Origin of the sequence: Nocardioides oleivorans (assembly GCF_004137255.1) — a bacterium.
Lineage (GTDB): Bacteria > Actinomycetota > Actinomycetes > Propionibacteriales > Nocardioidaceae > Nocardioides > Nocardioides oleivorans.
Genome location: NZ_SDWT01000001.1, coordinates 69,988 through 82,487, shown reverse-complemented (window position 1 = coordinate 82,487; position 12,500 = coordinate 69,988). Strand labels below are relative to the sequence as shown.

The 12,500-nt window shown below is 72.3% G+C and carries 15 protein-coding genes; 6 read left to right on the top strand and 9 right to left on the bottom strand.

Annotated elements, in window-relative coordinates:
- Positions 1-39: 39 nt before the first annotated feature.
- Positions 40-1,323, bottom strand: coding sequence for a zinc metallochaperone AztD (gene aztD, locus EUA93_RS00395; protein ID WP_129397856.1), 1,284 nt, complete (start codon positions 1,321-1,323; stop codon positions 40-42).
- Between the two features lie 63 nt (positions 1,324-1,386).
- On the opposite strand from aztD, the gene nudC reads away from it, so the two are divergent.
- A complete protein-coding gene (gene nudC, locus EUA93_RS00390) occupies positions 1,387-2,310 on the top strand; it encodes an NAD(+) diphosphatase (RefSeq protein ID WP_242497182.1) in 924 nt (307 codons plus the stop codon).
- A 7-nt stretch (positions 2,311-2,317) separates the two neighbouring features.
- Here the strand turns inward: nudC and EUA93_RS00385 are convergent, their stop codons facing one another.
- Positions 2,318-2,785 carry a ScoMcrA-related endonuclease gene (locus EUA93_RS00385; RefSeq protein WP_129397855.1) on the bottom strand — a complete coding sequence of 156 codons (468 nt, stop codon included), beginning with the start codon at positions 2,783-2,785 and terminating at the stop codon, positions 2,318-2,320.
- A gap of 32 nt (positions 2,786-2,817) precedes the next feature.
- Positions 2,818-3,060, bottom strand: coding sequence for a mycoredoxin (locus EUA93_RS00380; protein ID WP_129397854.1), 243 nt, complete (start codon positions 3,058-3,060; stop codon positions 2,818-2,820).
- 85 nt (positions 3,061-3,145) lie between these two features.
- Here EUA93_RS00380 and EUA93_RS00375 point away from each other — a divergent pair, with 85 nt between their 5' ends.
- The 5 genes from EUA93_RS00375 to EUA93_RS21435 all read left to right on the top strand — a co-directional run bounded on the left by EUA93_RS00375 (position 3,146) and on the right by EUA93_RS21435 (position 6,634).
- On the top strand, positions 3,146-5,197 hold the full coding sequence (locus EUA93_RS00375; RefSeq protein ID WP_129397853.1) for an ATP-dependent DNA helicase UvrD2: 2,052 nt from the start codon (positions 3,146-3,148) through the stop codon (positions 5,195-5,197).
- A 168-nt stretch (positions 5,198-5,365) separates the two neighbouring features.
- A complete protein-coding gene (locus EUA93_RS00370; RefSeq protein ID WP_129397852.1) occupies positions 5,366-5,551 on the top strand; it encodes a hypothetical protein in 186 nt (61 codons plus the stop codon).
- A gap of 127 nt (positions 5,552-5,678) precedes the next feature.
- Entirely contained in the window at positions 5,679-6,023 is a 345-nt protein-coding gene (locus EUA93_RS00365; protein WP_129397851.1) for a WhiB family transcriptional regulator, read from the top strand.
- Positions 6,024-6,104: 81 nt separating this feature from the next.
- On the top strand, positions 6,105-6,299 hold the full coding sequence (locus tag EUA93_RS00360; protein WP_129397850.1) for a hypothetical protein: 195 nt from the start codon (positions 6,105-6,107) through the stop codon (positions 6,297-6,299).
- Positions 6,300-6,466: 167 nt separating this feature from the next.
- Entirely contained in the window at positions 6,467-6,634 is a 168-nt protein-coding gene (locus EUA93_RS21435) for a hypothetical protein (RefSeq protein WP_165354996.1), read from the top strand.
- Positions 6,635-6,644: 10 nt separating this feature from the next.
- On the opposite strand, the gene EUA93_RS00355 is transcribed toward EUA93_RS21435, so the two are convergent.
- From EUA93_RS00355 to EUA93_RS00330, 6 genes are all read right to left on the bottom strand, one after another.
- Positions 6,645-7,160 carry a hypothetical protein gene (locus EUA93_RS00355; RefSeq protein WP_129397849.1) on the bottom strand — a complete coding sequence of 172 codons (516 nt, stop codon included), beginning with the start codon at positions 7,158-7,160 and terminating at the stop codon, positions 6,645-6,647.
- Between the two features lie 68 nt (positions 7,161-7,228).
- On the bottom strand, positions 7,229-7,678 hold the full coding sequence (locus EUA93_RS00350; RefSeq protein WP_129397848.1) for a thioesterase family protein: 450 nt from the start codon (positions 7,676-7,678) through the stop codon (positions 7,229-7,231).
- 7 nt (positions 7,679-7,685) lie between these two features.
- Positions 7,686-8,636 (bottom strand): 3-hydroxyacyl-CoA dehydrogenase NAD-binding domain-containing protein, encoded by a 951-nt coding sequence (locus tag EUA93_RS00345; RefSeq protein WP_129397847.1) that lies wholly within the window; start codon positions 8,634-8,636, stop codon positions 7,686-7,688.
- A 1-nt stretch (position 8,637) separates the two neighbouring features.
- Complete coding sequence (locus tag EUA93_RS00340; protein WP_129397846.1) at positions 8,638-9,525, bottom strand: beta-keto acid cleavage family enzyme; 888 nt, start codon at positions 9,523-9,525, stop codon at positions 8,638-8,640.
- Entirely contained in the window at positions 9,522-10,682 is a 1,161-nt protein-coding gene (locus EUA93_RS00335; RefSeq protein ID WP_165355000.1) for a serine hydrolase domain-containing protein, read from the bottom strand. Before EUA93_RS00335 ends, EUA93_RS00340 begins: the two co-directional genes overlap by 4 nt.
- Before the next feature lie 15 nt (positions 10,683-10,697).
- Positions 10,698-12,500, bottom strand: a complete 1,803-nt coding sequence (locus EUA93_RS00330; RefSeq protein ID WP_129397844.1) for an ABC transporter ATP-binding protein — start codon at positions 12,498-12,500, stop codon at positions 10,698-10,700.

Here is a 12,500-nt window from a genome sequence, read left to right as displayed (position 1 = left end):
GCGCCCAGCCTAGGCAGTCGACCGGACCGGACGGGGGACTCAGCCCGCGTTGGCGACGATCTCGTTGGGCGTGTGCGGCAGGTCGAGGGTCGAGGTCACCTTCGCCCGTCCGAGGTCGACCACGTGCACCTGGTCGCGGCGGGGGTCGGTGACGTACGCCGTCTCGCCCACGACGTGGAGCGCCGGGCGGGGCTGCTGCCAGTCGAGCGGCTCGCGCCAGCGGTCGACGACCTCGATCGTGTCCGTCGTGCGACCGGACTCGGCGTCGATCACGTGCAGCGCGCCGTCGGTGCCGAGCACGAGCGCCTCGCCGTCAGGGCCGCGGCCGAGCGAGCGGAAGGTGTAGCTGGTGCCGAGGTCGACGAGCTCCAGCGAGGCGTCCCGCGTGTCGATGAGCGCGATGCGGGTGGGCCGCTCCAGCTCGGCGTCGGCGTCGGTCTTGTAGTCGCCGAGCAGGATCGGCGACACCTCGGAGCCGGCCTGGTTGCCGATCCGGCCGTAGCCGTCGGGGCTGGTGACCTTGGTGAACGACCGCCCGTCGAGGACCACGGCGCCGTCCTCGCAGCCGAAGACGGCAGTGTCCTCGGCGAACGCCTCGCCGTGGACGCCGGGGCACTCGTCGGTCTCCGCCATCACCGCGCCCGACGGTCCGACCAGGCGGACCCCGGAGCGCGACTCCTCGTCGCCGACGGTCATCAGCAGGTTGCGGTCGGCCAGCTGCACGGCGACGCCGTGGTGCGCCTCGTCGGCAGCGGTGGTCGTCACCTCCGGAGCACCCTCGCCGAGGTCGGCCGGGTCGAAGACCGTGATCGTGCCCGTCCCGTCGTCGAAGAGCGTGGTGATCTCGTCGTGCACGACGACGTGGCCCGGCTCGACGGCCTCGAAGGCCACCCCGGTCAGGCCGGGGACGTCACCGGTGTAGTGGTGCGCGTGGTCGCCGTGCTCGTGGCTCCACGTGCCGAGGTCGAGGGCCTGCCAGCCGCCGGCGCCGCTGATCAGGACGTGGCGGCCGTCTCCCGCGGCGGACGCGCGGACGAAGCCCTCCATCGGCTCGTCGACGACGACCTCGCCGCTGGTGGCGTCGACCACCAGCACCCCACCGTCGTAGGTCACCGCGAGGCGCGGGGTGGCCGACGCGGCCTCGGTGCCGGACCCGGCGGCCGCTTCGGAGGCGGTGTCGGAGGACGTGTCGGGGGAGGCTGCGGGAGCCGGGGACCCGGCCCCGCTGCTGGTCGATCGGGAGGTCGAGGAGTCGGTGCCGCAGGCGGAGGCGCCGAGGACGACGAGGGTGGGCAGGAGCACGTGGAGGCTTCGACGATTCATGAGAACGATTCTCAACTCAAATGAGAATGATTGTCAAAAGGGATGCCTCGCTAGCCTGACGACGTGACCTCCGACCGCCTCCTCCCGCACGTCGCGCTCTCCGCCCACGCCCACAACCGGATGGGCCTGCGGCGCACCGACGACGCGTGGCTCACCCAGCGGATGGCCGACCCGGGGACGCAGGTGCTCGTCGTCGCCGGCAACCGGCTGCGGCCCGTCGACGGGGCGGTCCAGTGGCTGCCGGGTGACCAGGCTCCCGAGGGGACCCTCGTGCTGCTCGGCGACGCCGACGACGTGGTCCACGTCGCGGTGGTCGTCGACCCGGAGGACGCACCCGGCGAGCCGGACGAGTGGGTCCCGCTGCGGTCCGTGCTCACCGCCGTCGCGGACCGGGCACCCGACCAGGCGCCGCTCCTGATGCACGCGATCGGGCTCGCGGAGTGGCACCACGCGACGAAGTTCTGCCCGCGCTGCGGAGGCACGCTCGTCAGCCGTGCGGCCGGTCACGAGCTGCGCTGCACGCAGTGCGACCGGGCCCAGTTCCCGCGCACGGACCCGGCCGTGATCATGGCGATCACCCACGGCGAGGGCGACGACGAGGCGATCCTGCTCGGCCGCAACGCCGCGTGGCCCGAGGGCCGCTGGTCGACGCTCGCCGGCTTCTGCGAGCCGGGGGAGACGCTCGAGGACGCGGTGCGCCGCGAGGTCGACGAGGAGGTCGGCGTCCGGGTCGGGGAGGTGACCTACTTCGGCAGCCAGCCCTGGCCGCTGCCCGCGAGCCTCATGCTGGGCTTCACCGGCAAGGCGGTCAGCACCGAGATCGACGTCGACGGCGCCGAGATCGCCGAGGCGCGCTGGTGGACACGCGCCGAGTTCGAGGCCGCCGGCCGGTCGGGCGAGCTCGCCGTGCCACGAGGCATCTCGATCTCGTCGTCGCTCATCGAGTCGTGGTTCGGCCGCCCGCTCGACGGCCCCGGCTGGGACTAGCGACCCCTCAGTCGCAGGTGTCGCAGATGCCCGTCGCGGGCAGGGCGATGTAGCAGCGCGGGCACAGGTTAACCGGCCTGTCGGTCGCCGCGACGCGGGACGTGCGCGGGGTGCCGGTGCTGCGGACGCCCGAGGCGCGCGGCGTCGAGGACGGCGTACGCGGGGTGCGGGCGCGGGTGCCCGGCACCCGCTCGCTCGGCGGCGAGTCGTCGCGGACCTGGAAGCCGAGGCGCGTCAACGCCTTGGTGGCGCCCGCGCCGCCGCCGGGGATGTCGGCAGGGGTCAGCGTGCGTCCGGTCGCGAGGCCGTGGGCGATGCCCATGATGGCCGCGGCGTCGTACTCACGACCTCCGTGCAGCAGCACGTGCGTCGAGACGCCCCCGCGGACCAGCATGTAGTTGGCGCCGCCGGCCTTGTCCCACGTCTCGATCGCGGTGAGGACGTGGGGACGGTCGATCGAGTTCAGCAGTGACACGACGTCAGGCTATCCCCGGATCCTGTCGACCCTCACGCGAGGGCGGCCAGCTTGGCCTTGACCTGCGCCACCGACGGGTTGGTGAGCGTGCTGCCGTCGGTGAACAGCAGCGTCGGCACGGTCTGGTTGCCGCCGTTGGCCTGCTCGACGGTCAACGCGTGCTCCGGCTCGGCCTCGATGTCGACCATCGTGAACTCGATGCCCTCGCGGTCGAGCTGGCTCTTGAGGCGGTGGCAGTAGCCGCACCACGGGGTGCTGAACATGGTGAAGGTCATGGGAGTGAGTGTCCCCTCCGGCGTCTAGTGTGAAGAACAAGGGTCAGGCACCCACCTCAACCACCACCACGCAGGAGTTGTTCCGTTGCTCGAAGCGCTCGATCCCGAGCAGCGCCAGGTCGCCGAGGCGCTCCGAGGGCCGGTGCGGGTGCTGGCGGGCGCGGGCACCGGCAAGACCCGCGCCGTCACCCACCGCATCGCCCACGGCGTCGCCGAGGGGGTGTACGCGCCGACCGAGGTGCTGGCCCTGTCGTTCACCACGCGTGCAGCAGGCGAGATGCGCGAGCGGCTGCGGGCGCTCGGCGCCCCCGGCGTCCAGGCGCGGACGTTCCACTCGGCCGCGCTGCGCCAGCTGCGGTTCTTCTGGCCGCGGGTGCACAACCGCGAGCTCCCCGAGCTGACCGACTCCAAGCTCGGCATGGTGGCTCTGGCAGCCCGGCGCCAGCGCCTCGGCGTCGACCAGGCCACGCTCCGTGACCTCGCCAGCGAGATCGAGTGGGCGAAGGTCTCCAACGTCAGCCCCGAGACGTACGCCGCCATCGCGCGGCAGCGCGGCCGGCACGTCTCCGGGATGGATCCCGAGGTGGTCGCGCGCGCCTTCGACGGCTACGAGGAGGTCAAGCGGGGCCAGGGTCGGATGGACATGGAGGACGTGCTCCTCTTCGGCGCCGGTCTGCTGGCCGACAACGAGGCGGTCGCCGCGCAGGTGCGCCGGCAGTACAAGTGGTTCGTCGTCGACGAGTTCCAGGACGTCTCGCCGCTCCAGCACGCGCTCCTCGACCTCTGGCTCGGCGGCCGCGACGAGCTCTGCGTCGTCGGCGACCCGGCCCAGACGATCTACTCCTTCGCCGGTGCCGACGCGCGCTACCTCCGCGAGTTCACCCAGCGCCACCCGTCCGCGACGAGCGTGGAGCTGGTCCGCAACTACCGCTCCACGCCCGAGGTCGTCGCGGCCGCCAACGTCCTGCTCGCCGGCACGTCCAGCAAGGGCGTCGACCTGGTGGCCCAGCGTCCGTCGGGGGCCCGCATCACCTACCGCGAGGCGGCCGACGAGGTCGCCGAGGCCGACGCCGTCGCCGACCGGGTGGCCGCCCTGCGCGCCGACGGCACGCCCGCCAGCCGGATGGCGGTGCTGCTGCGCATCAACGCGCAGTCGGAGCGGTTCGAGGAGGCCCTCGCCGCACGCGGCCTGCCCTACGTCGTGCGCGGCGCCGCCCGCTTCTTCGACCGCGCCGAGGTGCGGCAGGCGATCACCCTCGTCCGGGGCGCCGCCCGCGGCGGCGAGGCGGCGGGCCCGGTCGCCGAGTCCGTCGTGGCCGTCCTGTCCCAGATGGGCCACTCGACCGATCCGCCCGAGGGCAGGGGAGAGGTCCGCAACCGCTGGGAGTCGCTGCAGGCGCTGGTCGACCTCGCCGCCGACTTCGGCCGCGAGCGGCCCGAGGCGAGCGTGGGCGACTTCGTCGACGACCTCGACCGACGGGCCAGCGAGCAGCACGCGCCGGTGGCCGACGCCGTCACGCTGGCGACCATCCACTCCGCCAAGGGCCTCGAGTGGGACGCCGTGTTCGTGGCGGGCATGCACGAGAAGATGATGCCGATCTCGCAGGCGCAGACGCCCGCCGAGATCGAGGAGGAGCGGCGCCTGCTCTACGTCGCGATGACCCGCGCCCGCGACGAGCTCACCGTCTCGTGGGCCACCGCGCGCGAGCCCGGCGGTCGCTCCAACCGCGGGAGCTCGCCCTTCCTGGCCACGCTCCTCGACGGTGCGCCCGGCGTCTCGGCGAGCCACAAGGAGCGCAGCAAGCGCAACCGGGCCGCGATGCACTGCCGCGAGTGCGGCAAGCCCCTGTCGAACTCGCGCGAGAAGAAGACCGGCCGCTGCGCCGACTGCCCCGCGTCCTACGACGAGGCGCTGTTCGAGAAGCTCCGGGAGTGGCGACTGGCCCGTGCCGCCGACGACAGCGTGCCGGCCTTCGTGATCTTCACCGACGCCACGCTCCAGCTCATCGCCGAGCACGTCCCCTCCGACGAGCGCGGGCTCCGCGCGATCAGCGGCGTGGGTCCGAGCAAGATCGCCAAGTACGGCGACGAGGTGCTCGCCCTGGTCGCGGCCGAGGCGTCCAGCAAGGCGTCCTGAGCGCTCCCCGGGCATGGCCGGGAACTTTCTCGAAAGAAAATCCATGTAATACCCATAAAATCGTTTGCCCCTGACGCGAGTCCGGGTCTAACGTTCCTCTCACAACCGCACGCGCACTCAGATCGCTGACGACGATCCGCGCCCTACGCCCCGAAGGAGGTGGCCAGCATGGAGAACACCACGATGACGATGACGGCTTGGACGCCGTCCTTCGGCATGTCCATCCTCGGCCACACCTGCGCGCGCCTGCGCGCCTTCGGTGCCGGCGTGGTGGCTGCCCAGGGCGCCACCGCCGCCATTGTCCGCGTCAAGGGCGATTTCCCGGGTTCACCTGCCTGGAGTCCGTCGAGCTAGGTCCACACCAGCATCGGCAGCCTCCAGGCCGCGGAACCCGAACCCCGGGATCCGCGGCCTTTCTGTTTGTCCAACGGTGCATCCCGCACCGCACCCGCGATCAGGTCAACGAGTAGGAGGTGAACACATGACCATCAGCGTTCTCGACCGCAAGCGAGCTGCCGACCAGCTGGACCCCCAGGCACCCCTGGGCGCCCTGCACGACGCAGCTGCCGAAGTGGATGAGGAGTTGCTGCCCTGCCGCGTCAACGACGCAGAGCTGTGGTTTGCCGAGTCCCCCGCGGACGTGGAGCACGCCAAGGCGCTCTGCATCGACTGCCCGGTGCGCGCGCTGTGCCTCGACGGAGCCCTCGAGCGGCGTGAGCCGTGGGGCGTCTGGGGAGGCGAGCTCTTCCTCCAGGGCGTGGTGATCCCGCGCAAGCGGCCGCGAGGCCGGCCCCGCAAGTCCGAGCAGACCGTCCAGGTCGCCTAGGTCGGACGACAGCACGACGGGGTCGCCGAGCCGGTGACACCGCACACCCATCCCACTGAGGAATCACAGGAAACAACACCCATGAAGACCTACCGAAACGGAAGCAACGACATGAATCTCATGCATGAAGAACTCGCACGCGCGCAAATGTCCGCGCGCCTGGGAGAGGCGCACGAGCTGCGACGGGGCCACCAGCTGGCGATCGCCCGTCGGATGAGCCGCAAGGCCGAGCAGGCTGCGGCGCAGGCGCGCCTCGCACTCGCCCGAGCGCTCTGATCCTCTCGGCCGTCCACGGGGCGGCAGGGGAGCTCTCGCCCTGATCGCGGGTGAGCACGCAACGAGCCGGTACGTCGTCACGGTGACGACGTACCGGCTCGTTCCCGTTCCCGTTCCCGTTCCCTGCCGTGCCGCGCCGGTCCGGGGACGGGGCTAGGGTCGGGGGCGTGAGCGAGCTCGTGACCTGCGACTTCTGCGGCACCCAGGCGCCGGAGGCGGAGACCCTGACCTGGACGACCGCGGTCGAGCGCGGTCGCCAGCAGGTCTTCTGCGACACCTGCTCGCGCACCCACCTGCGCGCGATGGAGAGCAAGCTCGACAGCGAGTGGTGGTGAGGGCGGCCGGTCAGGCCGTCTCGAACCAGGCACACCCGCAGTAGGGGTGTCGCTGCCACCGGCGCGCCTTGGGCACCGGCTCGTGGTCGAAGCGCCACGAGGTGAGCCACGTGTGCGGTGGCTCGCCGCGGGCCCACGAGCCCAGCTCGCGAGCCGCCGCCCCGGCAGCGAGCGCCAGGAGCGGCGCCGACGCCTGACCGGCGAGTGCCTCCGACCCCTCGTCGAGGACCGCGGCCGCCACGCAGCGGGCGCAGGGACCGACCCCCGGCGCGGCCCACGGACCGACGTCGACCGCCCACGGCCAGACCGCGACCAGCAGGTGCGGCAGGGAGGAGACGGTCCAGTCGTCGACCGTCGCCGACACCAGTCGACCGGACGAGACGCCGATCCCCACCGGCGCCCCGGGGTCGACCACGACGCCCGCCGCCGCGAGCGCGGCCGTGACCGGTCGGTGCCACACGTCGGGGCAGTCGAGCTGGGCGCGGAGCAGGGACCGGGCGGCCGGGCGCGGTTGCTGTGCGGGCATGGCGACACGCTGCCACCGCGACGGCGTACGTGGACCGTTGTCCACAGCCCTTCGTCGCAGGACGGCCGTCAGGGCCGGCGCAGCGGACGGATCCGGCCGCTCGCCTCCTCGGGCGGCTCGACGAGCAGGGCGAGGGCCTTCTCGGCGACGTCGTCGGGGAACGGTGCCGAGCCGCGGCCGACCACGTGCACGCCGAGGACCTCCTCGGTGGCCCGCAACCGGCCGTCGACCCACATCTCGTGCCAGATCCACAGCAGCTTGCCCGTCGCCCCGACCACCGACGACCGCACCTCGAGGTCGGCCCCGGCGGAGACCTCGTCGAGGTAGCGCACGTGCGCCTCGACCGTGTAGAGCGAGGAGTCGTGGGCGGCGCGGTGGTCGGGCCCGAGGCCGACCGCGTCCATCACGTTGTCGGTGGCGTGCCCGAAGACCAGGACGTAGTAGGGCTCGGAGAGGTGGCCGTTGTAGTCGATCCAGGCCTCCTGCACGGGCTCGCGCCAGACGAGAGGGTCGGTCATGGGGTCCTCATGCCCGGCCCAGCGCGCGCAGCACCGCCACGACACCGCGGTCGCGCTCGGCGACCAGGTCGTCGATGCTGCGGCCGTCGGCCTCGCGGTCGCACCCGTCGACGACGGCGTCGCGCAGCTCGGGCGTGAGCTCCGCCGCGACCAGGCGCGTCCAGGGCGAGAGCAGCGAGGGTCCGAAGTGGTCGAGCATGTGGGCCATGCCGCCCTGCCCGCCGGCGAGGTGGAAGGTCAGCATCGGTCCGAAGACCGGCCAGCGCAGGCCCGGCCCGTCGGTGATCGACAGGTCGATCTGCTCGACGGTCGCCTCACCGGCGGCCACCATGTGCAGCGCCTCGCGCCACAGCGCCTCCTGCAGGCGGTTGGCGATGAACCCGGGGACCTCGCGGTCCATGGTGATCACCGACTTGCCGGCCAGCGTGAAGAACTCCGAGGTCCACGCCACCACGTCGGGCGCGGTGCTCGTGCCGCCGACGACCTCGACGAGCGGGATCAGGTAGGGCGGGTTGAACGGGTGCCCCACGACCGTCCGGTCGGGGTGGGCGCACTTGTCCTGCATCTCGCTCATCCCGTAGCCCGACGTGGACGAGGAGATGACCACGCCCTCGGGGGTCGCGGCGTCGATGTCGGCCAGCAGCGTGCGCTTGAGCTCGAGGTCCTCAGGCGCGCTCTCCTGGACGAAGTCGGCCTGGGCACAGGCCTTCGCGAGGTCGGGCTCGAAGGTGAGGTTGTCGATGCTGGCGCCCTCGGCGAGGCCGAGCTCGGTCAGTGCGGGCCACGCCGCGCCGACGAGGTGGCGCAGCCGCTCCTCGCCGTCGGGCGCCGGGTCCCAGGCCACGACCCGGAAGCCGTGGGCCAGGAAGTACGCGACCCAGCCGCCGCCGATGACCCCGGCGCCGACGCAGACGACGGTGCGGACGTCGGCAGGTGCGGGCCGAGCTGAGGTGCCCACGTCAGGACCGCGCCTTCAGCTGGAGGATCTCGCGTCCCTCGTCGGGGGTGGCGACCTTGGCGCCCATCGACTCCACGATGGTGCGGGCCCGCTCGACGAGCTGGGCGTTGGTGGCCTTGACGCCCTTGGCGAGGTAGAGGTTGTCCTCGAGGCCGACGCGCACGTGGCCGCCGAGCAGCACCGACTGCGCGACCCACGGCATCTGCATCGGGCCGAGCGCGAAGGAGGCCCACACGGCGTCCTCGGGCAGCTGCTGGACCATCGACATCAGCGTCATCGGATCGGCGGGAGCGCCGTAGGGGATGCCCATGCACAGCTGGTACATCGCCGGGGCGTCGATCAGGCCCTCCTCGACGAGCGTCCTGGCGAACCACAGGTGCCCGGTGTCGAAGATCTCCATCTCGCAGCGGACGCCGAGCTCCTGGATCTTCTTCGCGCCCTCGCGGAGCATGTCGGGCGTGCTGACGTAGACGAGGCTGCCCTCGCCGAAGTTGAGGCTGCCGCAGTCGAGGGTGCAGATGTCCGGCAGCAGCTCCTCGACGTGGGGGAGCCGGTCGACGCCGCGGACGAGGTCGGTGCCCTCGAGGAACGTCGTCGGGTCCGTCGGGTCGAGCACGAGGTCGCCGCCCATGCCCGCGGTGGTGTTGATGATGACGTCGACGTCGGAGGCGCGGATCCGCTCGACGACCTCGCGGTAGAGCGCCACGTCGCGCGAGCCGACGCCGGTCTCGGGGTCGCGCACGTGGATGTGGACGATGGTCGCGCCGGCGCGGGCGGCGGCGATGCCGGACTCGGCGATCTGCTCCGGTGTCACCGGCACGTGCTCGGACCTGCCGACGGTGTCGCCGGCTCCGGTGAGTGCACAGGTGATCATCACGTTGCGGTTCACGGGTGGTGCTCCTTCAGGTGGGTTTCGGTGGGTGCGAGGAGGTCGAGCAGGGCGTGGAGCCCGAGGTAGCTGAGGTCGCGGGCCTGGCGGTCGACGAGGAAGTCGTCGTAGGGCCACAGCGAGGTCTTCACCACGACGGCCCCCGTATGTCGGTCGGCGGCGGCGAACTGGCCGCGACTGCCGTCGGCGGTGAGGCGGACGCCCTCGTCGTCGAGCGGCCACCAGTGCAGGCCGAACCCGGCGAGCGTGGTGATCGAGCTGGGCAGCCGACCCACCCCCGTGAAGCCGTACGACGACCGCGCGGCGGCTGCCACCCAGCCGGGGTCCAGCAACCGGGTGCCGTCGTCGGTGGTGCCGTCGACGGCCAAGAGGGCGATCCGCGCCCAGTCCCGCGCGGTCGCCGCCAGGCCACCGCCGGCGAGCGCGGTGCCGGTCCGGTCGACGGCGACGACGGCCGCGCTGGTGCAGCCCAGGTCGCGCCACAGCCGGGCGACGTCGTCGGCGTACACCCGGCCGGTGGCGCGCTCGCGCACCCAGTCGAGCACCTGCGAGTCGGCGGTGTTGTAGACCCAGCGCGTCCCCGGCGCGACGCCGGGCCGCACCTCACGCAGCAGCGCGCGCGAGTCGCCGTCGGGGAAGCAGCCGAGCAGCCGGGACGCGAGGCTCCCGGGGTCGCGGTGGTCCTCGACCCAGTCGACGCCGCTGGTCATGGTCAGCACGTCGCGCACGGTCGTGCCGTCGTAGCCGGAGCCGGTGAGCTCGGGGACGTACCGGGTCACCGGGTCGTCGAGGCCCAGGCCGCCGTCGGTGACGGCGCGTCCGACGAGGTGCGCGAGCACGGACTTGGTCATCGACGCCCCGAGGAAGAGGGTCTGCGGGCCCACCCCGGCGGCACCGTCCCGATCGGAGTACTCCTCGTGCACGACCGTCCCGCGCTCGAGCACCAGCAGGGAGGTGGTCCAGGTCGCGTCGTTCCACTCGGGCAGCGTGTGCCGCCGCCCGGCCCCGGCCACCGACACCTCGCACGCGCGCGGGGCCGAGGCGAGCGGTCGCGGGTCGGCGGCCGGCACCACGACGTGGCGCCACCCCGGCTCGTGCTGGGGGTCGGTGAACCTCAGGGTCGAGAGCCGCGACCCCGCCTTCGACGTGGTCGGCACGTGGATCAGTCCGACCTAGTCGATCCTCGGACTGTTGCTCAGCAGCTTGCGGGTGTAGTCCTCGCGGGGCGTGTCCATGACCGTGACGACCGAGCCCGCCTCGACGACCTCGCCCGCCTGGAGGATCTCCACGCGCGCCGCGATGGAGCGCACCAGCGCGAGGTTGTGGGTCACGAACAGCATGCTGATCCCGCGCTCGATCCGCAGGCCCTCGAGCAGCTCGACGATCGAGCCCTGCACCGAGACGTCGAGCGCGGAGGTGATCTCGTCGCAGATCATCACGTCCGGCTCGGCCGCCAGGGCGCGGGCGATGGCGACGCGCTGGCGCTCACCGCCGGAGAGCCTGCTCGCCTGGTAGTGCAGCATCTGCGGGCCGAGGGCGACCTGACCCATCAGCTCGACCACCTTCTCGGTGGCGTCCTTGCCCTTGGCCAGCCCGAAGAGCTCCATCGGCCGTCGGATGATCTGCTCGATCGTCAGCCGCGGGTTCAGCGACAGGTAGGGGTTCTGGAAGATGTACTGCATCCGGCGGCGGTCCTCGGCGCTGCGCTTGCGCGCGCTCGTGGCCAGCTCGCGGCCCTCGAAGGTGATCGAGCCGGTCCAGTCCTTGTGGAGGCCGCCGACCGATCGCGAGATCGTCGTCTTGCCGGAGCCCGACTCGCCGACCAGGGCCACGACCTCGCCCTTGGCCACGTCGAAGGTGACGTCGTGGACGACGTGCTTGCGGCCGTAGAAGACGTCGAGCCCCTGGATCGAGAGGATGACGTCGCGGTCCTTGTCGGGGTCGGCGTCGGGCACGGTGCCGATGTTGATGTCCCACGTGCCGATCTCGCCGACCCGGTGGCACCGCACCTCGTGCTCGGGGGCGATGATGCGCAGCTGCGGCACCTCGGCCCGGCACACGTCGATGGCGAAGGTGCAGCGGTCGTTGAAGCGGCAGCCGTCGGGACGACGGCCGGGCGACGGCGTACGCCCCGGGATGCCCTTGAGCGCGCGGGCCTGGCTCAGGTGCGGGATCGAGTCGAGCAGCGCCCGGGTGTAGGGGTGCGAGGGGTTGGCGAAGATCGCGTCCCTCGGCCCGAGCTCGGCGATCTGGCCGGCGTACATCACCGCGACGCGGTCGGCGATGTTGGCGACCACGGCGAGGTCGTGGGTGACGTAGAGCGCGGAGACGCCGTAGGTCCGGCACAGCTCGGCCATCGTGTCGAGCACCATCTTCTGCGTGGTGACGTCGAGGCCGGTGGTGGGCTCGTCGAGGACGAGCACCTTGGGCTTGGGCAGGAACGCCATCGCGAGCGCGACACGCTGCACCTGCCCGCCGGAGAGCTGGTGGGCGTAGCGCTTGAGGAACTCGTCGTCGCTGGGCAGCCCGACCTCCTCCAGGCCGGCGCGGGCCGCGGCGAGCCGGGACTCGCTGGTGCCGATGCCGCGCAGCTGCTGGAGCTCGACGAGCTGCTTGCCGATGCGGATGCTCGGGTTGAGCGCGGAGGCCGGGTCCTGCGGGACGTAGGCGATCTCCTCGCCGCGCAGCTTGCGGACCTCCTTCCACGGCAGCTGGAGGACGTCGCGGTCCTCGAGCAGCACCTTGCCCGAGGAGATGTACGCCCCGGCGCGGGAGTAGTTGAGCAGCGAGGTCCCGACGGTGGTCTTGCCGGAGCCGGACTCGCCGACCAGGCCGACGACCTCGCCGGGCTTGAGCACCAGGTCGATGTCGTCGACGACGTCGACGTCCTTGCCGGTCAGGCTGACGCCGAGGTCCTCGATGACGATGCCGCCGGTCTTGCGGACCGCATGGCCGGAGTCGGTGGTGGCTGTCAT

Excerpts from the sequence above, each read along its gene's own strand:
- EUA93_RS00370 (WP_129397852.1), top strand. The coding sequence starts at position 5,366 with ATGGAGAACACCACGATGACGATGACGGCTTGGACGCCGTCCTTCGGC.
- EUA93_RS00380 (WP_129397854.1), bottom strand. The coding sequence starts at position 3,060 with ATGACCTTCACCATGTTCAGCACCCCGTGGTGCGGCTACTGCCACCGC.
- EUA93_RS00330 (WP_129397844.1), bottom strand. The coding sequence starts at position 12,500 with ATGACAGCCACCACCGACTCCGGCCATGCGGTCCGCAAGACCGGCGGC.
- EUA93_RS00355 (WP_129397849.1), bottom strand. The coding sequence starts at position 7,160 with ATGCCCGCACAGCAACCGCGCCCGGCCGCCCGGTCCCTGCTCCGCGCC.
- EUA93_RS00360 (WP_129397850.1), top strand. The coding sequence starts at position 6,105 with ATGAAGACCTACCGAAACGGAAGCAACGACATGAATCTCATGCATGAA.
- EUA93_RS00365 (WP_129397851.1), top strand. The coding sequence starts at position 5,679 with ATGACCATCAGCGTTCTCGACCGCAAGCGAGCTGCCGACCAGCTGGAC.
- EUA93_RS00350 (WP_129397848.1), bottom strand. The coding sequence starts at position 7,678 with ATGACCGACCCTCTCGTCTGGCGCGAGCCCGTGCAGGAGGCCTGGATC.
- aztD (WP_129397856.1), bottom strand. The coding sequence starts at position 1,323 with ATGAATCGTCGAAGCCTCCACGTGCTCCTGCCCACCCTCGTCGTCCTC.